The following is a 19,559-nucleotide window of genomic DNA, read 5'->3' as shown; positions in this document are numbered from 1 at the left end:
ATCCCCACCCGGAAGGCCCTCTCGTGACCGCCACGCTCCCCCGCCCCTCCGTCACGAGTCCGACCGGCGCCGGTGCGGGTGCCGCCGTGGCGTTCCACGACGTCACGAAGCAGTTCGCCGGGCACCGGGCCCTGACCGGGCTCGACCTCGAGCTGCAGCCCGGCGAGCTCGTCGCCGTGCTGGGCCCGTCGGGCTGCGGCAAGACCACCGCGCTGCGCAGCCTCGCCGGGCTCGAGGACGTCACGGGCGGCCGCATCACGATCGACGGCCGCGACGTGGTCGGCGTCCCGACGCACCGCCGCGACGTCGGCATGGTGTTCCAGGCGTACTCGTTGTTCCCCCACCTGACCGTGCGGCAGAACGTCGAGTTCGGGCTGCGCATGCGTCGCGTCGACAAGGCCGCCCGGGCCGCCCGCGCGGGCGGGATGCTCGACCTGGTCGGGCTCGGCGACCTCGGCGATCGGTACGCCCACCAGCTCTCGGGCGGCCAGCAGCAGCGCGTCGCCCTGGCCCGGGCCCTGGTCACGCGACCGCGGGTGCTGCTGCTCGACGAGCCGCTCAGCGCCCTCGACGCGAAGGTGCGGGTGCAACTGCGGGACGAGATCCGCCGCATCCAGCGCGAACTGTCGATCACGACCCTGTTCGTCACGCACGACCAGGAGGAGGCCCTGGCCGTGGCCGACCGCGTCGCCGTCATGCGCGCCGGGTCGATCGAGCAGGTGGGCACCCCGGAGGAGCTCTACTCGGCTCCCGCGACGGCGTTCGTCGCCGAGTTCGTCGGGACGAGCAACCGGGTGTCGGGCGAGGTCATCGGCGCGCTCGTCCGCCTGGCGGGCTGTCCCGAGGTGCCGGTCGTGGGCACGCCGGCCGAGGGACCGGTCTGGGCCTACGTGCGGCCCGAGGACGTGTCGTTCGTCGAGCAGGGCGGCCTCGCGGGCGTCGTCGAGTCGGTGTCGTTCCTGGGGGCCGTGTGCCGCACCCGCGTGCGCGTGGACCGCGAGACCCTGCTGGTGCTCGACCACCGGGCCGACGAACGACGCGAGCCGGGGGCGCCGGTGCGCGTCTCGTTCACGCCCGCCCGCGTGGCCGTGACGACCCGCGCCTCCTGACGCGGTCAGCCGGGCGACGGGGGCGGCACGCCCGACCCCGCCGCTGGCCGCGGGGCATGCCCCCGGTGACCGGCCCCGACGACGCGCCCCGCGCCTCCTCGGTGTGGCAGGCCGAGATCGTCACCACCCGGCGACCGCGGCTGCTCGTCGCCGGACGGTGGCTCGTCTCGGTCGTCACCGCGTTCTTCCTCGGCTCGTTCGAGGGTGAGTGGCCGGGCTTCGACGTCGTGGGGCGTGAGCGGTCGACCGGCCGCGAGATCCACCGGCTCCCGCCTCAGGGCCTCACCGGCGCCGACGAGTCGAAGGTCGACATCGAGGCGGATCTCGACCGGCTCACCTGCGACGAGTACCGCGCCGAGTGGAAGCTCACCTAGCTCACATCTGATACTTCGGACGGAGGCCGGCCATCCCCGCGAGGGACGACCAGGAGGCGCGGGTCGGCTTGGCTGGGCACATGACCTCTGCTGCGCCCGCCGTCGACTCCCCGCCCACCCCCGGCACCCGCTGGAGGTTCGTCGACTCGCTGCGCGGCTTCGCCCTGTTCGGCATCCTGCTGGTCAACACGCTCGACATCACCCGCCTCGGCATCGACCTGGCGATCGAGAACGCCGGTCCGGTCGACGACCCGGCGCGCGACCTGCTGTACCTCACGGTCCAGACCCGGTTCGTGCCCATCTTCGTGTTCCTCTTCGGCATGAGCCTGTGGTTCGTGCTCGCCGGCGCCCGGCCGCGCTCGCCCCGACCCGGGCCCGTCATGGCGCGCCGCCCGGTCGGTCTCGCCGCCCTCGGCGGGCTGCTCATGCTCGTCTACCCCGGGAACGTGCTGCTCGAGTACGGCGTCGTCGGCCTCGTCATGCTGCCGATCGTCCTGTTCGCCCCGCGCTGGGCGACCCTGGCGCTCGGTGCCGCGCTGACCGTGGCGGCCTACGCCCTGACCGGTGGCGGCCTCGTCTCGACCCCCGGCCCGATGCTGCCCGGTGCGGGCGCCGCGGCGTACGGACTGCCCCGCGTGCTCGAGTCGGCCGGGCGCGGCGTCGCGCTGGTCTTCGCCGGGGCGGCCGTGCTCGCGGTGCCGGCCCTGTTCTGGCAGGCCACGACCCCGGGCGACCCCCGTTTCTCGCCGCCGGGCGGCATCGCCGGGCTGGTCATGGCCGTCGCCTGCGCCGCCGCTCTCGCCCGGCGCGGGCGGCCCCCCGCCCGCCGTGTCATCGCCGCCGTGTTCGAGCCGCTGGGCCGCATGGCGCTGACCAACTACGTCGTCGCCGCGATCGTCGTGGCGGGCCTCGCCCTCGTGGTCGACTTCGGGCACATGGCGAGCGTCGTGCCGGGGGTGGCCCTCAGCGTCGGGCTCATCGCCGTGCAGTCCGTGCTCAGTCGCCTCTGGCTCACGCGGTTCGTCTACGGACCGGTCGAGTGGGCCTGGCGGACCGTCACCTGGTGGCGTCCGGCCGCGCTGGTGCGCCGGGCGTCCTGACCGACGCGACCCGCGCCTCCCCGGGTCCGGTGGTCGAGTGGTCGCGAATCGTCCTCCACGCACCCCCGGACCACGATCCGGGACCACTCGACCCGTCGACCCTTCGACCCGAGACGCCTAGCGGAGGCTCCACGAAGCGCGCACGACGGTGTCGAGAGCACTCGAGAGGTCGGTGCACCACCAGCGACGCCCGGGGGCTGCGGCGAGGGTGAGCTCGTAGCCCGCCTCCGTCTGGGCGACCGCGCCGAGGACCACGAGGGCACTCCGCTCCGACCGGCGCACGTCGACGACCCGCCACCGGCCGCGCCCGACCACGTCGAGCCTCAGATCGAGCGCGCTCGCGAGGGGACCACGGCCCGGCCAGGCCGTGCCCGACCGGCCTCCGCCACCCTCGATGAGCATCGTCGCCTCTCTCGCGGCCCGCCCCGATGCGGTCCGACGAGGTGCACGGTAGACACGCGACCTGACAACGGGCGGGGTTGACGCCGGGGGCATCGCGTGCTTCTCGTCCCCCGGCGCGTACCCCGTCCCGTTCGTGGGCGACTCGGCACGAGCCCGGACGCACGGGCCCCCGCCTGCCAGGGTGAAGCGATGCCGTCCCCCACCCCGTCGTCCCACACCGCGTCGTCGCCCACCGCGTCGTCCGACGCCGCGTCGTCCGATGCCGCGTCCCTCGAGGCCCTGCGCGCCTCCGTCCTGTCGATCCGAGGAGGCGCGGTGGACGACAGCATCCCCCAGCTCGCCGAGGCCGACCCCGAGCTGTTCGGGGTCGCCGTGGTGCGGCCCACCGGCGAGGTGGTCGCGGCCGGCGACTCGGGTCACGCGTTCTCGATCCAGTCGGCGGTCAAGCCGTTCCTCTTCGCACTCGCCCTCGCCGACACCGGCGGAGCGGCGCTCGACGCGGTCGGCATCGAGCCGACCGGCGAGGCGTTCGACGCGATCAAGCTCGAGGGCGGCACCGGGCGACCGCCGAACCCGATGGTCAACGCCGGAGCCCTGCTCACGGCCGACCTGGTCGACGGCGACACCTGCGACCAGCGCACGGCGCGCATCCTGGCGGGCCTCGGAGCCTTCGCGGGGCGCGAGCTCGACTACGACCGCGAGGTCAGCGAGTCCGAGCAGTTGCACGGCGACCGCAACCACGCGCTGGCGCACCTGATGCGGTCGGAGGGCACGCTCGACAGCTCAGCGGACGACGCGGTCGCGCTCTACGCCCGGTCCTGCTCGGTGCTCGTCGACACCGAGGCCTTGGCCGTCATGGGCGCGACGCTCGCGTTCGGCGGTCGCAACCCGGTGACGGGCGAGCAGGTGGTCGACGCGCGGGTCGCCCGCGACGTGGTGTCGGTCATGGCGACCTGCGGCGTCTACGACGGGTCGGGCCGCTGGATGCGCGGCGTCGGCGTGCCGGCTAAGTCGAGCGTCTCGGGCGCGATCGTCCTGTCGGCACCGAACCGGCTCGGGGCGGCGGTCTTCAGCCCGCCGATCGACGAGCAGGGGACGAGCGTCCGCGGTGCCGAGGTGAGCCGCCGGCTGAGCGAGGATCACGACCTGCACTCGTTCGGCTTCGGCAGCTGACCGGCGCGACGGGCCTGCCCGACCGAGCCGCGCCTCCTGCCGGCCCGCGCCTCCTGCCCTGCCGGCCCGCGCCTCCTGCTGGCCCGCGCCTCCTGCCCTGCCGGGCCGAACCCGACCGCGCGCACGCCCCCGGACGTGCAAATCGCGACAACTGCCGTCCGACACGCCGCCACATCGTGGCGTCGTACCCGGACAACCGGCGAGTTGTCGCGATTTGCACACCCCGGAGGGGCGAGGCGAGCCTGGGCTCAGGCCTGGACGTCTCCGCGCCAGGCGCCGTCGACGTTGCCCTCGCGCTCGATGAACTCCTTGAAGTTCTTGAGGTCCTTCTTGATGGCGTGGTTGTCCGCGCCGAGCGTGTTGCCGACCTTCTCGAGGAAGCCCTCGGGGGTCCAGTCGATCTGCACCGTGAGGCGCGTCACGTCGTCACTCAGCTTGTGGAACGTGATGACGCCGGCGTGGTCGACCTCGCCGCCCGTGCTGTTCCAGGCGACGCGCTCGTCGGGGTGCTGCTCGGTGATCTCGGCCTCGAAGGTCTTCTCGACCGGTCCGACCTTGACCTTCCACACCGTGAGGGTGGGGGTGGTCTGGGTGATCGACTCGATCTCGTCGAGGAACTTCGGGAACGACTCGAACTGGGTCCACTGGTTGTAGGCGACGCTGACGGGGACGTTGACGTCGATGGTCTCGATGGCCTGTGCCATGGTGCACTCCTTGCTGACGGTGTTCAGAATTCATGGGCGGCGCCGAGTCGGCGTCGTGCCCTGCGGTGAACGGTAGGAGGCGCGGGTCGGCTTCGCCCACGTGCGGAGGCAACGGTCAGGTGACGGGTGACACCGCCGACCCGGGCACCGCACAGTACTCGCGTGCCCGCCCGCAGCGGTCGAGCGGCGGTGCCGCCGGAACGGGACCACCCCGCCACGACGGATCGTGACGGGGTGGTCTGGGTCGACGGCATGACCGCCGGGAGGATCAGCTCGCCGTGTCGCGAGCCGGTGACGCGTCGATCGCGTCGACGGTCTCGTGCGCCTGGCCTGAGACGACCTCGATCTTGCGCGGCTTCGCCCTCTCGCTGACCGGGATGACGAGCGACAGCACGCCGTTGTCGTAGTGGGCCGTGATGCGACTCGAGTCGATGCCCTCGCCCACGCTGAACTGGCGGAGGTACGAGCCGTGCGGTCGCTCTTGCGCGAGCCACTTGACGCCGTCGCGGGTGTCGGGCGTGCGGTTGGCCCGGATGGTCAGCAGCTGGCCGTCCACGTCCACGTCGACCGACCCCGGGTCGATGCCCGGCATGTCGGCGTTGAGCACGTAGCGGTCGCCGTCGCGGTAGAGGTCGACCGGCATGACCCTGGGACCCTGACGCAAGCCCGTGAGGGCGCCGGTGAGACGGTCGAGCTCGGTGAAAGGATCGAAAGACATGGCCATGATGAAGAGTCCCCTTTCGGTTGATCGGTGTGACCCGGGGCTCCGTGGCCCCGGGTCGTTGACGAGAAGAATGTACCTCTGACCAGCGTTTCGTACCTCAAACCCAGCTTGGACGCCGCCGAGAGATCACTGAGGACGCTGCACCTGCCGACGGGCGGCCAGTTGGGGCGCCGATCTCCTCGATGCGGGCCAGGTTGCGCAGCAACCGGAGGAAGTCGGCTGCGGCTGCTTCGACGTCGCCGTAGGTGCGGACGCTCTGTTCCTCGACGAGACCTCGCTCCATCGTCATGACGGTTCTCCTGCTCGTCGGCGTCGGTCTCGGAGTTCGTCCTGGATCTCGAGCTTGCGATGCTGCGACCTCAGGCGGTCGAGGAAGTCGGCCACGGCCGAGGCCTCGTCGGGGAACGTGTGCAGGCTCGCTTCCTCCACGGCCGCTCGTTCGTCGATGAAGAAGGTGCTCCACACACCGTCGCGTCGCGCCACGGCGAGACAGTCCAGGCGCCTGAGGTACACGTCACCGAGAGCGACATGGACGCGGTCCAAGCCCTCCGCCATCTGCGCAGGCAGCGACTCGAGGCTCATCGGCGCGCGTTCGACGCGCTCGAGGTCGCGCTCCCGTCGCAGGTCGCGGATGAGCCCTTTCATTCGGAGGAGGACGAGGAAGTCGTCGAGGGCCTCGGACTCGCTCGGGTAGGTCCGCACGCTCTCGTCGACGACCGTCGCCCGCTCGTCGGTGGAGAAGGTCACCCAGGCGTCGTCTCGTCGGGTGACGACGAGGCAGTCCGTCCTGTTCGCGTGGTCATCGTCGATGACGTGTCCCAGGTCGTCGAGTCCCTCTGCCGCCATGACGGTGTGCACTGATTCGATCGTCGCCATGTCATGCCCTTTCCGGTCGGTCGTCTCGAGACGCCCGCCACGTCTCGTGGGCGAGCCTGTTCTTCTCCCTGATGCGCGACATGAGCACGTCCTCGTCAGCCCTGAGCCTCATGAGACGCAGGAAGTCGTCCAGAGCGTCGGAGAGTTCCTCGTACGTGCGAACGCTGCTCTCCTCGACACCGGCACGTTCGTTGGTCGAGAACGAGGTCCAGACGCCGTCTCGTCGGGTCAGGACCAGGGCGTCCGCCGAACTGCCGTGATCGTCTCCGATCACGTAGGCGAACCTGTCGAGCCCTTCGGCCTCGATCGTGGCGAGCGTGGCCTCGAGCGTCGTCATGCCCTTGGCCCCTCGGTGGCTCGTCGCCGCACGGGGTGAGTCACCGTTGCGCCGACGCTCCTCGAAGGCGAGTTCCTTCTCTTCACGGACGCCCCATTCCTTGTGACCTCGACGAAAAGGCCGATGTTCAAGAGTTCCTGCACGCTGGTGGGAAGCAGGATCTGCACCCCACCCCCCGGTTGACCGACAGCGGGGGCAATGGGTCTGCGTCGTCAGAGGATCTTGCTGGCGATGAGGCGTCCGAGATAGGTGACGTCGAACGACCCCCGGAATTCGAATCGGACCTTGCCCAGACCGCTGAACCACAACTCGAGTTCGGCGTCGAGGTCCAGCGTTCCTGCCGTCTCGACAGAGAAGGCCTGCACCTTGGAGTAAGGAAGAGAGCTGAAGTCCCGCTTCTTGCCGGTGATGCCCTGGACATTGACCGCGATGATGCGTTTGTCCGTGAAGACGACGAAATCTCGGACCGTCTTGGCGGCTACGAGCAAGGCCTCGCCCTCGAGCAGCAGCCCCGCGATCTGCGGCTGGATCTCGGCGGGGTCGATGTGGCTCAGTTTGAAAACTGAGCTTGAGGAAAAGTCAATCATGCGGCGACCCTACCGAAGCAGGTGCCGCAGCCACAGTCAGAGCGAGTGACGGGAATCGAACCCGCGCTATCAGCTTGGGAAGCTGAAGTTCTACCATTGAACTACACTCGCGCGGCGCCTCGAGGGCGCGTCAGACCACTATAGCGGCCCGCACCTCCCGTGCCGTCGGGTCGGGTCTGACCGGGTTCCAGCCACGGGCTGGCGGCCGGATCGCACCATCCATGTGCCGTCGAACCACGCGAACCGGTGGTTCGACAGCGCTTCGGTGGTTCGACGGCGGCAGTCGAGAGCAGGAGGCGCGCTCAGGCCCCGGTCGCGACCGAGACGATGCGCAGGTCGACCGAGGCCGGCGGAACGGGCTCCCCGCTCACGCGGTCGAGCAGCGCCTGGGCGACCGCACGGGCCACGAGCGGCCCGGAGCCGCTCTCGTCGACCGCGATGTCGAGGGTGATGCGGGTCTCGAGGTCGGCCACGGCGATGCCCACGAGCGGCACGGGTCGCCCGGGGGCGGCGGCCGCGGCGGCCTCGGCCGAGGCCGGGTCGGCACGCTCGGCGTCCGAGACGTCGGACGCGGCCGACGCGCCCGCCTCGGCCGCCGCCGTGTCGTCGCTCTGGATGGTCGAGCCCACGATCCCTCCGCCCCCGACGACGGTGCTCAACCCCTGCAGGGCCGACCGCACGACGCTCCCGAAGCCGGGCCGGGCCCGGACGTGCACGACGCCGTCGACCGACGCGGCGATCTCGCCGAGCTCGGCCGCGAGCAGGGACAGGTCGGCCGGGCTGATGCGGGCCCGCAGGCCGCCGTCGTCGCTCATGCCGCGCCTCCTTCGCTCTGAAGGTGGACGTCGTCGACGACGACGTCCACGCTCTCGAGGGTCAGTTCGGTCTGACGGGAGAGACTCGACGACACCGCCGCCTGGACCGCCTCGGCGAGCGCGGGCAGCGGTTCGCCGAACAGGCCGCTGACGACGACCTCGACCCGGACGAGTGCCCCGGGCACGCTGACGTCGCCGTGGATCGTGCACGAGATGACCATGGCGCCGTCGACGCCGTCACCGGCCTCGCGGATGAGCGCCCGCACGGCGCCCTCGGTGATGTGCAGGGTGGAACGCTCGTCGATCGAGGCGAGCGGGATCTGCCGCCCGGCCCGCGACTCGAGGCGCACGCGGTCCATGACGCCCGAGATCCAGCTCGGGTCCGGTGCCGGCGTCGCCGCGGCGTCCGACTCGAGCAGCCGGGCTCCCATCGCGCGGAGGCGCTCGAGGGCGGCGAGCTGGGCCCGGGCCTCGGGCGACTCCTCGATCTCGGGGTCGTAGGGCTGCCGACCGGCGTCGAGGTAGTCGACGAGGCGTTCGGGCGAGACGGCGTCGTCGGCCCCCTCGACGGGCTCGCCCGACGTCGGGTCGCCCTCGACGGCCTCGCCCAGGTCGACGGGCACGTCGGGCGGGGTCGGGTCTTCGTGGGCGTGGTCGGTGCCGTGGGGACGGTCACTCATCGCCAGGCCTCCATCTCGCGGGTCAGGGTCTCTCGGGCCCGGGCGAGCTGCCCCCGGACCGCGGTCACGGTGGTGCCGGTCCGGTCGGCGATCTCGGTGTACGACTCGCCGCCGACCTCGCGCAGCGCCCACACCTGCCGCTGGCTGGCCGGCAGTCGCGCGAGGGCCGCACGCAGCGCCTCCATGGCGTCGTTCGACGACGCCAGGCGTTCCGGATCGGTCGTCGGCGTCGCCGAGGCCAGCTCGAGGTCGTCGACGTCGTCGGTGAGTCGTCGCGACCGGATCAGGTCGAAGGCCTTGCGCGACACGATGCGCATCATCCAGCCCTTGGCCGCGGCGGGCGTCTGCAGGGTGGGCAGCTCGCGCCAGATGGTGATGGACGCCTCTTGCACGGCGTCGGTCGCGTCGGCCCGTGAGCCGGTCAGCCGGGTGGCGTACGCCGTCATCAGCCCGAGGTGCCGCCGCAGCAACACCTCGAAGGCCCGCTCGTCGCCCTCGGCGGCGCGCGTCGCGAGAACGGCATCGGAGGCCTCGGTCAGGTCTGCCGACATGTCCGCCCCTCTGCTGCTGCGTCCGCCCGGCCCCCAAGGACGAGGAGGCGCGGGTCGCGACCCGTGGATGAATGACGACGGATTCCGTGACGTTCGGACCCCGGAACGCGTCTCATCCCTGGATACACCGGAATCAGCGCGAACGGGATGCCCGTTCCCGGACTCGTCGGGTGGCTCGTCGGGTAAGACCGAAGGGTGACGCCGACCCGTCACGCATCGTCCGAGCAGAAGGAGACACCGATGGCCCCCACCGACAAGACCCCGAAGAGCACCGTCCCCGGCAGCACCGTCCCGGGCGGCACCGCCCCCAGCCGCGTCGACAAGGCACCCGACACGACCCCGACGACCAGCGCCTCCTCGTCTGCCGTCACGCCCGGCAAGACGGTCGTGGCCGACGGCGTCGTCGCCAAGGTCGCCGGCATCGCCGCCCGCGAGGTGCCCGGCGTCTTCGCCCTCGGTGGCGGCACGGCCCGGGCGTTCGGCGCCCTGCGCGACGTCATCGGCACGACCGACCTCGGTCAGGGCGTGCGCGTCGAGGTGGGCGAGACCCAGGTCGCCGCCGACGTCACGATCGTCGTCGAGTACCCGGCCCCCATGCACACGGTCGCCGAGCAGGTGCGCGCCGCCGTGGCCCGGACGATCGAGCAGCTCGGGGGCCGGGAGGTCGCCGAGGTCAACGTCGCGATCGACGACGTCCACATCCCCGGTGACGACGACGCCGACGACGACTCCCCGCGCGAGAGCCGCGTCTCGTGACCGCCACCACCACCGGCATGGCCGTCGGTGCCGTGCTCGCCGTCTCGGCCCTGGCCTTCGGCTTCTGGGGTTTCGTCCTCGTCGCGGTCTTCATCGCGGTCGGGGCGCTCGTCGGACTCGTGATCTCGGGCGAGACCGACGTCAAGGGCCTGCTCGACGCCCTGCGCGGACGGCGCTCGTCGTCATGACCGCCGTCGCCACCGCCTCCTCCGCCGTCGAGCGCACGCCGGCCGCCTCCGACGACGTCCGCGGTTCGGGCCCCGTCGTCTCCGGGCACGTCAGCATCCCCGGCAAGGTGCTGCAGAAGATGGCCACGGCCGTCGTCGCCGAGACCCTGCGCGTCCGCCGGGCCGACGTCCGCGTCGAGGCGGCGGACGATGCCGGGCAGCTCGCCCTGCGCGTCTCGACGCCGGTCCGCGTACCGATGCTCTCCGAGGCCATGACGATGCCCGAGGGCGGGGTCGTCGCCGTCGTGCGCGACCTGCAGTCCACCCTGACCCGCCGGGTCTCCGACCTCGCGGGGCGGACCGTGTCCCGCGTGGACGTGACGGTCAGCGGCAGCCGCCTCGAGCGGACGGGACACACCTCGTGAGCGAGATCGACCCCGGCCTGTACCGCCGCGTCCTGCGGCGCGAGCTGCACTCCTCCCGCTCGGGCAGCACCATCGTCGTGCTCGTGCTGCTGACGCTCGTCGTCGGGTACGTCGGCGTCGAGGCCGTCTACGCCGCGCTCGGGCGACCGGCTCTGCTCTTCTCCCCGGTCGACGTCCTCGCGCCGCTGACGTCGTCCGTCGACGGCGGCGGCCCCTCGGGCCTCGGGCTCGGCGCCGGTGTCGTCGCAGCGCTCGTCGGGCTCGTCCTCGTAGCCCTCGCCGTCACGGCCGGCCGCCGCGGACGCCACACCATCGACGACGCCCGCGTGGCGGTCGTGGTCGACGACCGCGTCATCGCGTCGTCCCTCGCCCGGACCGCCCGCACGTCGGGTCGCCTGTCCGAGCAGCAGGTCTCGGCCTGGGTCTCGAGACGCCGGGCTCAGATCGACCTCACGCCGTCCCCGGGCCTCCCCGTCGACGCCGCCGCGGTCGCCGCCGCGGCCCGTGCCGAGCTCGAGCCCGTCGCCCACCGCCCCGCCCTGTCGGCCCGGGTCCGCCCCACCGACCAGGGACGGCTCGGCGCATGACCTCCAGCAACCGGTTCGCGAACCGCCTCTTCCTGTTCGTCGTCGGGCTCGTCACCCTGGCCGTCGGCGTGTTCCTCGTGATCGTCGCCCTGCCCGGCGGCGGTGCCCTGCGCGACCTGCTGTCGCCCGCGTCGTCGGCCGTCGACGACGCGGTGGCGACGACGCCGATCGACCCGACCGGTGGGACGGGCGGCAGTTGGCTGCCGCTGGCCCTCGCCCTGCTCTGCCTGCTGCTGGTGATCGTCTTCGTCGTCGCGATCTCCGCCCACGGGCACGGTCGCACCGACAGCGTGGTCGTCCACGACGACCCGGCCGGCTCGATCGCCGTGTCGAGCTCGTTCGCCGACACCGCGATCACCGACGCACTGCGCGGCCGACGCGACGTGGCCGCGGTCGGCGTCTCGGCGTGGACGGTCACGGGCCGACCGGCCCTCAAGGTGCGCGTGCGCCTGACGGCGGGGTCGTCCCCGGCCCCCGTGGTCGCCGCGGCGTCCGACGTCGCCCGCGGGCTCGACCGCGTGCTGGGCGAGACCGTGCCCGTGCTCGTCGAGATCACCGGAGCCTCGGCGATGCGCAAGGGGTCCGACAGCCGCGTCTCCTGACGACCCGCGCCTCCTCGGGGCGGCGACCCGCGCCTCCTCGATGCGGCTCGGCCTCAGCGGACGGCGAGCAGGATCTTGCCGCTGTGCCCGCCGGACTCCATGCGCTTGTGTGCCGTGGCGACGAACTCGAGCGGGTAGACGCTGTCGAGCACCGGTCGCACCGAACCGGCCTCGACCAGCGGCCAGACGTGCTCGCGCACCTCGGCCATGATGGCGCGGCGTTCGTCGAGCGGGCGGGCGCGCAGCGTGGTCGCCCAGACCCGTCCGCGCTTCGCCATCAGGCGCGACAGGTCGATCGTGGCCGACGCGCCGCCCTGCACCGCGATCACCATGACACGGCCGTCCACGGCGAGCGCCTCGACGTCGCGGGCGATGTAGTCGCCGCCGACCAGGTCGAGCACGACGTCGACGCCGCGGCCCTCGGTGAGCTCGTCGACGACCGCGACGAAGTCCTCGGTCTTGTAATCGATGCCGCGGGTGGCGCCGAGCTGTTCGCAGAACGACGTCTTGTCGGCGGACCCGGCGGTGGCGTAGACGGTCGAACCGAGCGCCACGGCCATCTGGATCGCAATCGAGCCGACGCCGCTGGCGCCCCCGTGCACGAGCAGGGTCTCACCCGGCTTCAGCCCGGCGCTCATGAACACGTTCGACCAGACGGTGGCGACGGCCTCGGGCAGGCCGGCCGCCTCGACGAGGTCGACGCCCCGGGGCAGGGGCAGCACGAGTCCTTCGTCGACCTGCACGCGGTCGGCGTAGCCACCGCCCGGCAGCAGGGCCACGACGTAGTCGCCGACGGCCGCCGCCGTGACGTGCTCGCCGGTCGCGACGACGGTGCCGCTGACCTCGAGCCCGGGCCAGGACGGCGCCCCGGCGGGCGACGGGTAGTGCCCCTCACGCTGGTTGACGTCGGCGCGGTTGACGCCCGCGGCGGCGACGTCGATGACGACCTCGCGGGGGCCGGGCACCGGCTCGGCCACCTCGGAGACGACGAGGGCGGAGGGCCCTCCGGGCACGGGGACGGTGATGGCACGCATGCGTCCATCCTCCCCCCGCGGCCCGGCACGCGCTGACTAGGCTTGTCGCGTGCTGCTCTCCGACCGCGACATCAAGCTCGAACTCGACGCCGGGCGAATCGGCCTCGACCCCTACGACCCGACGCTGATCCAGCCGTCGAGCATCGACGTGCGGCTCGACCGGTTCTTCCGCCTCTTCGACAACCACAAGTACCCGTTCATCGACCCGGCCGACGAGCAGCCCGAGTTGACCCGCCTGGTCGAGGCGAAGGCCGACGAGCCGTTCATCCTGCACCCGGGCGAGTTCGTGCTGGGCAGCACCTACGAGTTCGTCACCCTGCCCGACGACGTCGCGGCCCGCCTCGAGGGCAAGAGCTCGCTCGGGCGCCTCGGCCTGCTGACGCACTCGACCGCCGGCTTCATCGATCCCGGCTTCGGCGGCCACGTGACGCTCGAGCTGTCGAACGTCGCGACCCTGCCGATCAAGCTCTGGCCCGGCATGAAGATCGGCCAGCTCTGCTTCTTCAAGCTCAGCTCGCCGGCCGAGCACCCCTACGGGTCGTCCGAGTACGGCTCGCGATACCAGGGCCAGCGCGGCCCGACCGCCAGCCGGTCGTTCCGGGGCTTCGTGCACACGGACGTCTCCGCGCGCGACTGATCGCCACAGGCTCGTGCCCCTGCGGGCTCGTGCAGCCGCGGGCTCGTGCCGCGGCCGCGGGGAACCCAGGAGGCGCGGGTCGCGTCCTCGACGCTCGACGCCTCCCAGAAACGAGAAGGGGGTGCGGAAGGAACCCGACTCCCTCCGCACCCCGGCGACACGAGAGAAACCCGACGTCGATCTCGTGCGCTGTGACTCGCGGTCCTGAACCTGTCACCGCGAGGCTTTGTCATTCTGCGACCCTGCGCGCGCCAGGCAAACCCGGCCCTGTCCGGAAAACGAAACGGATGCTCAGCTTGCGAAGTGCAGGTGAAAATCTCATCCGTCAACCCTCGAGGGTGTCCCGGGGTGACCGTCCGAACTCGGCCGTGTACTGGGCCGCGAAGCGGCCCGCGTGGGCGAAACCCCAGCTGAGCGCCACGCCCGCGACCGTGTGGCCGAGGGTCGGATCGGCCATGACGAGGTCGCCGTGCGCCCCGCGCAGCCGTGCCCGACGCAGCTCGGCCATGGGCGTCGAGTCGAGGTGGCGACGGAAGGCCAGCTGCAGGGCCCGCGGCGTCACGCGTGCCGCCTCGGCGATCTCGACGACGCCGATGTCGTCATGCGCGTGCTGCTCGATGAACTCCCGTGCCCGCCGCACGGTCGACGGCAGGGGCGTGTGGCCGTCGTCGTCGCCCGCACCGACGACGTTCGTCTCGAACGTCTCGAGGAAGGCCGCGACGAGCGACCGGAACGCCGAACCCCGCACGAGCGAGCTCGCCATGGCCGCGTCGTTGCGGATGACGTTCTCGTGGACGTGGGTCACGAGGTCGGACCAGTAGCGGGCCATCGAGGCCGACACCGCCTCGGTGGCCGTCGAGCGGAGTCCCCCGGGGGCCGCCAGCCGCATGGCGCCCAGCTCACGCTCGACGGCGACGCGGTCGAGCAGCACCTGACCGAGCACGAGGTCCACCGAGTCCATGGTCTTCGCCTCGTGCGACGGGAACGCGAACGGAGCACCGGGATCGACCCGGATCTCGTGGTCCCGCGTCCGCAGCGACAAACGGCCCGCCATCACCCCGCCGGCGACAAGGAACCCCGCGGGCTCGCTCTCGGTCACCAGTCGGCCGCGTCGGTACTCGAAGCGGCACAGCGCGAACCGTGTCTCGCCCGACACGGCCCGGCTGTAGACGAACGGCGCGGGGCCGCTGCCCTCGAGGCGGGTGATCTTGTAGTTCTTGCGGATCAGGGCGTGCGCGACGTCCCGGTCGGTGGTGGTGACGCTGCGGACCCGGGGGTCGACGTGCGCCGCGAGTGGCAACGACGACGAGTCGGGCGGGTGGGTCGAGGCTGATCCGGCGGTGGTTGGCGCCGCCTCGGGTGAGACTGATGACACGGTCGTTCCCCTCGGGTGGGACGGTGACCCGGGGTGGTTGGTCCCGGTCCGGTCGGGCCCGACGTCGGCGTCGGACGACCATCCCGAGATTATCCACGAGGCGGCCGCGAGGCACCCCGCGAACGGGGGGGGGCTTGTCAAGGCCCCGTCGGTGTGGTGCGGCCGGGCGTAGCGTCGAGGACATGGACTACAGAACCCTCGGGAACAGCGGTGCCTCGGTGTCGGAGCTGACACTCGGCACCATGACCTTCGGCGCCGAAGCCGACGAACCGACCTCGCACGACATCCTCGAAGCCTTCGTGGCGGGCGGCGGCACCCCCGCCGACCCGGCCGACGTCTACAGCGCCGGCACCAGCGAGACCATCGTCGGCCGCTGGCTGGCGAGCCACCCCACCGACGCCGACCAGGTGGTGCTCGCGACCAAGGGACGCTTCCCCATGGGCGACGGGCCCAACGACGTCGGGCTCTCGCGTCGCCACCTCGCGAAGGCCCTCGACGCGTCGCTCACCCGGCTCGGCGTCGAGCACGTCGACCTCTACCAGATGCACGCCTGGGACCACCTCACCCCGATCGACGAGACCCTGCGGTTCCTCGACGACGCCATCAGCGCCGGCAAGATCGGCTACTACGGCTTCTCGAACTACCTCGGCTGGCAGGTGACGAAGGCCGTCGGACGCGCCGAGGCCCTCGGGTTCGCCCCGCCCGTCACGCTGCAACCGCAGTACAACCTGCTCGTCCGCGACATCGAGCACGAGGTCGTGCCGGCCTCGCTCGACGCCGGCATCGGACTGCTGCCCTGGTCGCCGCTGGCCGGCGGCTGGTTGAGCGGCAAGTACGTCCGCGACCAGGCACCCACCGGTGCCACCCGCCTCGGCGAGGACCCGAAGCGGGGCATGGAGGCCTGGGAGGCGCGCAACGCGGACGAGCGCACCTGGACCGTCCTCGACGCGGTCACCTCGATCGCCTCGGCGCACGACGCCTCGGCCTCGCAGGTCGCGCTGGCCTGGTTGCTGCGTCAGCCCGCGGTCACGTCGGTCATCCTCGGTGCGCGCACGGTCGAGCAGCTCGACGACAACCTGGGTTCGTCGGCGCTGGCCGCGGTCCTCACCGACGACGAGGTCGCCCGCCTCACCGCGGCGAGCGCACCTCGGGTCGACGACTACCCCTACGGCACGGCAGGGGTCGCCCAGCGCGACCGGAAGATCACCGGCGGCCGCTGACCAAGAGGCGCACCGCGCCTCCTGAGGGCACCGCGCCTCCTGAGGGCACCGCGCCTCCTGAGGGCACCGCGCCTCCTGCACTCCCCACGCGACGCCAGGAGATGGTCACCGCGCCAGGTTTTCCCCTGGCGCCGTGACCATCTCGCGGTGCGGTGCGGTGCGGTTCAGCGGGCGGGGGCTCAGCGGTGCAGCGAGGCGGTGGCGCCGACCCGGCCTCGTGCTGCCCGCACGGCGATCGTGACGACCAGCACGACGGCGGCGGCGACGATCGCCGCCACCCCGGCGACGACGTTCTCGGGTTCGCCGGTCAGGCGGCCGACGGCGATCCAGGCGAGTCCCCACGACAGCGACAGGGCCGGAGCGATGCGGCCGCGGCCGGCGAAGGCCAGCACGACGCCGACGAGTGCGGCCACACCGAGCACCACCGACGACCAGAACCCGGCCGCGAAACCGAAGCCGTCGAAGCCCGCGTCGACCAGGCCGGCGGCGATGTTGGCGACGGTCGCGACGCTGACCCAGCCGAGGTAGAGGCCGAGCGTGCCGTCGGTGACGACCGCGTCGACCCACCCACTCGACGCGGTGTGGAACAGGATCACGAAGATGCGCGCGAGCACGAGCAGCAGCGCGACGATGACGAGGGCACCCAGCCACACGCTGCCGAGCTGCACGGCGGCGAACAGCCACGCCGCGTTGAGCAGCAGCGAGGCGGCGACCCAGTAGCCCAGGCGCCGGTGCCGGGTGACGGCGCGCTGACCGGGAAGGGCCTGGTGGATGGCGTACGCGACGAGGCCGAGGTAGATGACGCTCCAGATGCTGAAGGCCGGCGTCGCGGGGGCGACGGTGGTGGCGGTCGCGCTGAGGGCACCGCCCGCGGCGTCGGACACCGAGACGCCGCCGAAGGCGCCCGAACCGTAGGCGGCGAGCACGATCGCCAGGACGGCGGTGACGACCACGACGATCTGGCGGACGACGTCGCGCGACGTCGCGGGGTCGGCAGGGGCTCGGGTGCTCGTGTCGGTGGTCATGAGGGGGACGCTAGTCGCGCCCGAGGGTCGATCTCTTAGTTGCTAAGAGGATTGTCAGGGAGGCGCGGTGCGGCCGGGCGGTCAGCCCACCTGCACGGGCGGCCCCGCGATCAGCAGAACCACGAAGACGACGACCACCGCCACGACCAGCAGCACGAGGGCGAGGACGAGGTGCCCGAGCATCCAGCGCAACAGGCGGTCGAGCGGACGTCGGTCGCGCGGGTCGTCGGTCGCCGTGCGGCGCCAGGAGCCGGTGAGGAGGCCGCGGCGGTCGATCCAGCGCTCGACGGGCAGGGAGGCGAACGGCACCACGGCGCTGGCCAGGGCGGCCAGGGTCACGCCGCCCGACCAGCGCTGGTTCACCGCGACGACGACCCCCGCCACGAGGTACGCGAGGAACACGAAGCCGTGGATCGGCCCGGCCACGCTGACCGGCCAGTCGCCGACACCCACCGCGTATTTGAGGACCATGCCCGCGATCAGCAGCGACCAGGTCACCACCTCGGCGACGGCGAACGAACGGAAGAGGGGGCGAGGCGACACGAGCTGCTCCTGGTGAGGGGCCGACGGGGACCCACCCATGCTCGCAGCCCCCGCCTGGGTGCCGCCCCCGCCGTGGTGCCGCCCCGCCGTGCCCTGCCCGGGCTCGGGCCCGGCGACCACGCGGCCTGCGTACCCCTCTGGCTGGGTGCCGACCCGCGCCTCCTCGGTTGGATGGGGTGCATGACGACACTCGCGATCATCGGAGCAGGCAAGGGGCTCGGCGCTGCCGTGGCCCGACGATTCGGCACGGAGGGCTTCAGCGTCGCACTGATCTCACGGCACCAGGGCCGGCTCGACGCCCTCGCGGCCGAGCTCGAGGCCGACGGCGTCACCGCGCAGGGCTTCACCGCCGACGTGCGCGACCCGGCGAGCATCGCGGCCGCGCTAGAGCGAGCGACCGAGCAACTCGGGCCGATCCAGGTGATGCAGTACAGCCCGCTGCCGCAGAAGGACTTCATGCGTCCCGTGCTCGAGACCATGCCCGCCGACCTGGTCGGTCCGGTCGAGTTCTCGATCTACGGGCCGGTCGCGGCCGTGCACCAGGTGCTGCCCGGCATGCGGTTCCTGCCCGACGGTGGCGGGACCATCCTCTTCGTCAACGGCGGTTCGGCCGTCACGCCCGGGGCGAAGGTCACCGGCACCTCCATCGCCTTCGCGGGGCTGACCGCCTACGCGCAGCTCCTCCACGACGAGCTCGCCGGCGAGGGCATCCACGTCGGCCAGCTGATCATCCCCGGTGGAATCGAGCCCGAGAGTAGCGACAAGAGCCCGGAGGCGCTGGCCGAGTTGCTCTGGCAGCAGCACGTCACGCGCGGCGAGTTCCGCACCACCGCGCCCGAGAAGGGCACGCCCGCCTGACGCCGGGCGTGCGGGCGGAGGGCTGGTACCTCCGCCGGGCGGCCATGAACCCCGTTTCGAGCGATGCACCCGTTTTCTTCTGGGTTCATCGTTCGGAACGGGGTTCTTCGCTGATCCGGTACGTACCGGATCAGCACAGCGCGGGCTCGGATCGGCGCGGGCTCGGATCAGCGCGGGCCCGGGTCACCTGCGGGCCGGGTCAGCTGCGGTCCGCAGCTGCGGGCCCGGTCCGCTGCGGGCGGGCTCAGACGCCGCCGCAGCGCCCGGTGCGGACGCGGGTCGGCGCGTGCCCGAGCTCGACCACCCAGCCGGCGACGACCGCCACGAACGAGTTGGCCCCGCAGACATAGCCCAGCGGGTGCTCGGATGCGGGCAGCACGAGACGCTCGAGCTCGTCGCGGGTGAGTCGGCCTGCCGGCCGGCCGTGCCCCTCAGGAGCTGCGCGGCTGTAGACCCAGTCCACGGCGAAGGGCGTCGCCGCCGCGTCGTCGGGCGTTGCCGCCGCGTCGTCGGGCGTCGCCCCCGCGTCGTGATCCGAGGAGGCGCGTGCGGCCTCGTCGAGCTCCGCCACGAACCACCGCGAACCCGGGTCGCGCACCGAGGCGAGCAGACGCACCGGGGGGGCGCCCCGCCCGCGGCCCCGCCCCCCCGCCACAGGGGGGCGCCCCCCGCCCCCCCGCCGATCAACTGCACGGGGGCCGACGTCGGCGGGGTCGCCCCCTCGGGTTCGGGCAGCACCGCGTGGACGGCCGAGTCGGGCTCGAACTCGGTCGGCGGCCAGACGAACCAGCCGCCGATCGGGCCGCGCACCTCGATCGGGTCGCCCGCCTCGGCCGCGTCGACCAGGTAGGGCGAGACCTCGCCGTCGTCGAGGCGCTCGACGGTGACCTCGATCTGC

29 protein-coding genes and 1 tRNA gene are annotated in these 19,559 nt (G+C 72.4%); 12 read left to right on the top strand and 18 right to left on the bottom strand.

The features are described from left to right. The first annotated feature begins 23 nt into the window (after nt 1-23). The 3 genes from AEQ27_RS01555 (at nt 24) to AEQ27_RS01545 (ending at nt 2,583) form a co-directional block, all read left to right on the top strand. Complete coding sequence (locus AEQ27_RS01555; RefSeq protein ID WP_054145084.1) at nt 24-1,109, top strand: ABC transporter ATP-binding protein; 1,086 nt, start codon at nt 24-26, stop codon at nt 1,107-1,109. 65 nt (nt 1,110-1,174) lie between these two features. Then, nucleotides 1,175-1,483, top strand: a complete 309-nt coding sequence (locus AEQ27_RS01550; protein WP_152970083.1) for a hypothetical protein — start codon at nt 1,175-1,177, stop codon at nt 1,481-1,483. An 80-nt stretch (nt 1,484-1,563) separates the two neighbouring features. Next, complete coding sequence (locus AEQ27_RS01545) at nt 1,564-2,583, top strand: DUF418 domain-containing protein (protein ID WP_054145082.1); 1,020 nt, start codon at nt 1,564-1,566, stop codon at nt 2,581-2,583. Nucleotides 2,584-2,700: 117 nt separating this feature from the next. On the opposite strand, the gene AEQ27_RS01540 is transcribed toward AEQ27_RS01545, so the two are convergent. Continuing rightward, nucleotides 2,701-2,985 (bottom strand): hypothetical protein, encoded by a 285-nt coding sequence (locus AEQ27_RS01540; protein ID WP_054145081.1) that lies wholly within the window; start codon nt 2,983-2,985, stop codon nt 2,701-2,703. A gap of 189 nt (nt 2,986-3,174) precedes the next feature. Here AEQ27_RS01540 and glsA point away from each other — a divergent pair, with 189 nt between their 5' ends. After that, nucleotides 3,175-4,158: a glutaminase A gene (gene glsA, locus AEQ27_RS01535; RefSeq protein ID WP_054145080.1), complete on the top strand. Its 984-nt coding sequence runs from the start codon at nt 3,175-3,177 to the stop codon at nt 4,156-4,158. A gap of 248 nt (nt 4,159-4,406) precedes the next feature. Here the strand turns inward: glsA and AEQ27_RS01530 are convergent, their stop codons facing one another. The 11 genes from AEQ27_RS01530 to AEQ27_RS01490 all read right to left on the bottom strand — a co-directional run bounded on the left by AEQ27_RS01530 (nt 4,407) and on the right by AEQ27_RS01490 (nt 9,432). Then, a complete protein-coding gene (locus AEQ27_RS01530) occupies nt 4,407-4,862 on the bottom strand; it encodes an SRPBCC family protein (RefSeq protein ID WP_054145079.1) in 456 nt (151 codons plus the stop codon). 268 nt (nt 4,863-5,130) lie between these two features. Continuing rightward, the gene (locus AEQ27_RS01525) at nt 5,131-5,586 is read right to left on the bottom strand and encodes an Hsp20/alpha crystallin family protein (RefSeq protein WP_054145078.1); all 456 of its coding nucleotides are present in this window, start codon (nt 5,584-5,586) and stop codon (nt 5,131-5,133) included. A gap of 97 nt (nt 5,587-5,683) precedes the next feature. Beyond that, a complete protein-coding gene (locus tag AEQ27_RS16925) occupies nt 5,684-5,875 on the bottom strand; it encodes a hypothetical protein (RefSeq protein ID WP_152970082.1) in 192 nt (63 codons plus the stop codon). Continuing rightward, nucleotides 5,872-6,462 carry a hypothetical protein gene (locus AEQ27_RS01520; RefSeq protein ID WP_054145077.1) on the bottom strand — a complete coding sequence of 197 codons (591 nt, stop codon included), beginning with the start codon at nt 6,460-6,462 and terminating at the stop codon, nt 5,872-5,874. Before AEQ27_RS01520 ends, AEQ27_RS16925 begins: the two co-directional genes overlap by 4 nt. Nucleotide 6,463: 1 nt before the next feature. Continuing rightward, nucleotides 6,464-6,799, bottom strand: a complete 336-nt coding sequence (locus AEQ27_RS01515; protein ID WP_054145076.1) for a hypothetical protein — start codon at nt 6,797-6,799, stop codon at nt 6,464-6,466. After that, nucleotides 6,796-6,999, bottom strand: a complete 204-nt coding sequence (locus tag AEQ27_RS18645; protein WP_369813574.1) for a hypothetical protein — start codon at nt 6,997-6,999, stop codon at nt 6,796-6,798. Before AEQ27_RS18645 ends, AEQ27_RS01515 begins: the two co-directional genes overlap by 4 nt. Nucleotides 7,000-7,011: 12 nt before the next feature. Next, entirely contained in the window at nt 7,012-7,386 is a 375-nt protein-coding gene (locus AEQ27_RS01510; protein WP_054145075.1) for a PH domain-containing protein, read from the bottom strand. 40 nt (nt 7,387-7,426) lie between these two features. Beyond that, nucleotides 7,427-7,497 (bottom strand) — tRNA-Gly (locus AEQ27_RS01505). A gap of 191 nt (nt 7,498-7,688) precedes the next feature. Beyond that, nucleotides 7,689-8,201, bottom strand: coding sequence for a hypothetical protein (locus AEQ27_RS01500; RefSeq protein ID WP_054145074.1), 513 nt, complete (start codon nt 8,199-8,201; stop codon nt 7,689-7,691). Next, on the bottom strand, nt 8,198-8,881 hold the full coding sequence (locus tag AEQ27_RS01495) for a hypothetical protein (RefSeq protein ID WP_054145073.1): 684 nt from the start codon (nt 8,879-8,881) through the stop codon (nt 8,198-8,200). Before AEQ27_RS01495 ends, AEQ27_RS01500 begins: the two co-directional genes overlap by 4 nt. Further along, nucleotides 8,878-9,432 (bottom strand): RNA polymerase sigma factor, encoded by a 555-nt coding sequence (locus tag AEQ27_RS01490; protein WP_054145072.1) that lies wholly within the window; start codon nt 9,430-9,432, stop codon nt 8,878-8,880. Before AEQ27_RS01490 ends, AEQ27_RS01495 begins: the two co-directional genes overlap by 4 nt. A gap of 240 nt (nt 9,433-9,672) precedes the next feature. Here AEQ27_RS01490 and AEQ27_RS01485 point away from each other — a divergent pair, with 240 nt between their 5' ends. The 5 genes from AEQ27_RS01485 to AEQ27_RS01465 are packed head-to-tail and all read left to right on the top strand — an operon-like array spanning nt 9,673 to nt 11,969. Continuing rightward, nucleotides 9,673-10,188 carry an Asp23/Gls24 family envelope stress response protein gene (locus AEQ27_RS01485; protein WP_054145086.1) on the top strand — a complete coding sequence of 172 codons (516 nt, stop codon included), beginning with the start codon at nt 9,673-9,675 and terminating at the stop codon, nt 10,186-10,188. Next, nucleotides 10,185-10,376, top strand: a complete 192-nt coding sequence (locus tag AEQ27_RS01480; RefSeq protein WP_054145071.1) for a DUF2273 domain-containing protein — start codon at nt 10,185-10,187, stop codon at nt 10,374-10,376. Before AEQ27_RS01485 ends, AEQ27_RS01480 begins: the two co-directional genes overlap by 4 nt. After that, entirely contained in the window at nt 10,373-10,780 is a 408-nt protein-coding gene (locus AEQ27_RS01475) for a hypothetical protein (protein WP_054145070.1), read from the top strand. Before AEQ27_RS01480 ends, AEQ27_RS01475 begins: the two co-directional genes overlap by 4 nt. Beyond that, nucleotides 10,777-11,367: a hypothetical protein gene (locus AEQ27_RS01470; protein ID WP_054145069.1), complete on the top strand. Its 591-nt coding sequence runs from the start codon at nt 10,777-10,779 to the stop codon at nt 11,365-11,367. Before AEQ27_RS01475 ends, AEQ27_RS01470 begins: the two co-directional genes overlap by 4 nt. Continuing rightward, nucleotides 11,364-11,969 (top strand): hypothetical protein, encoded by a 606-nt coding sequence (locus AEQ27_RS01465; RefSeq protein WP_054145068.1) that lies wholly within the window; start codon nt 11,364-11,366, stop codon nt 11,967-11,969. Before AEQ27_RS01470 ends, AEQ27_RS01465 begins: the two co-directional genes overlap by 4 nt. Before the next feature lie 53 nt (nt 11,970-12,022). Here AEQ27_RS01465 and AEQ27_RS01460 read toward each other — a convergent pair whose 3' ends face one another. Beyond that, a complete protein-coding gene (locus AEQ27_RS01460) occupies nt 12,023-13,003 on the bottom strand; it encodes an NAD(P)H-quinone oxidoreductase (protein ID WP_054145067.1) in 981 nt (326 codons plus the stop codon). Nucleotides 13,004-13,052: 49 nt separating this feature from the next. Between AEQ27_RS01460 and dcd the strand changes: the two genes are divergently transcribed. Continuing rightward, the gene (gene dcd / locus AEQ27_RS01455) at nt 13,053-13,640 is read left to right on the top strand and encodes a dCTP deaminase (protein WP_043593858.1); all 588 of its coding nucleotides are present in this window, start codon (nt 13,053-13,055) and stop codon (nt 13,638-13,640) included. Between the two features lie 325 nt (nt 13,641-13,965). On the opposite strand, the gene AEQ27_RS01450 is transcribed toward dcd, so the two are convergent. Further along, nucleotides 13,966-15,015, bottom strand: a complete 1,050-nt coding sequence (locus AEQ27_RS01450; RefSeq protein ID WP_152970081.1) for a helix-turn-helix transcriptional regulator — start codon at nt 15,013-15,015, stop codon at nt 13,966-13,968. A 182-nt stretch (nt 15,016-15,197) separates the two neighbouring features. Here AEQ27_RS01450 and AEQ27_RS01440 point away from each other — a divergent pair, with 182 nt between their 5' ends. Beyond that, on the top strand, nt 15,198-16,235 hold the full coding sequence (locus AEQ27_RS01440) for an aldo/keto reductase (RefSeq protein ID WP_054145064.1): 1,038 nt from the start codon (nt 15,198-15,200) through the stop codon (nt 16,233-16,235). On the opposite strand, the gene AEQ27_RS18500 is transcribed toward AEQ27_RS01440, so the two are convergent. From AEQ27_RS18500 to AEQ27_RS01430, 3 genes are all read right to left on the bottom strand, one after another. Then, nucleotides 16,219-16,344 carry a hypothetical protein gene (locus tag AEQ27_RS18500; protein ID WP_255349745.1) on the bottom strand — a complete coding sequence of 42 codons (126 nt, stop codon included), beginning with the start codon at nt 16,342-16,344 and terminating at the stop codon, nt 16,219-16,221. The two genes, AEQ27_RS01440 and AEQ27_RS18500, sit on opposite strands and share 17 nt — an antisense overlap. A 70-nt stretch (nt 16,345-16,414) precedes the next feature. Next, entirely contained in the window at nt 16,415-17,260 is an 846-nt protein-coding gene (locus AEQ27_RS01435; protein WP_054145063.1) for a tryptophan-rich sensory protein, read from the bottom strand. Between the two features lie 81 nt (nt 17,261-17,341). Then, nucleotides 17,342-17,803 (bottom strand): DUF3817 domain-containing protein, encoded by a 462-nt coding sequence (locus AEQ27_RS01430; protein ID WP_235450941.1) that lies wholly within the window; start codon nt 17,801-17,803, stop codon nt 17,342-17,344. Nucleotides 17,804-17,983: 180 nt separating this feature from the next. On the opposite strand from AEQ27_RS01430, the gene AEQ27_RS01425 reads away from it, so the two are divergent. Continuing rightward, nucleotides 17,984-18,661 carry an SDR family NAD(P)-dependent oxidoreductase gene (locus AEQ27_RS01425; RefSeq protein WP_054145062.1) on the top strand — a complete coding sequence of 226 codons (678 nt, stop codon included), beginning with the start codon at nt 17,984-17,986 and terminating at the stop codon, nt 18,659-18,661. Between the two features lie 244 nt (nt 18,662-18,905). Here the strand turns inward: AEQ27_RS01425 and AEQ27_RS18185 are convergent, their stop codons facing one another. Continuing rightward, on the bottom strand, nt 18,906-19,277 hold the full coding sequence (locus tag AEQ27_RS18185) for a hypothetical protein (RefSeq protein ID WP_235450940.1): 372 nt from the start codon (nt 19,275-19,277) through the stop codon (nt 18,906-18,908). Nucleotides 19,278-19,559 lie beyond the last annotated feature (282 nt).

It is taken from the genome of Frigoribacterium sp. RIT-PI-h (assembly GCF_001297205.1).
Classification (GTDB): domain Bacteria; phylum Actinomycetota; class Actinomycetes; order Actinomycetales; family Microbacteriaceae; genus Frigoribacterium.
This window is presented reverse-complemented; position numbering and strand designations above follow the sequence as displayed.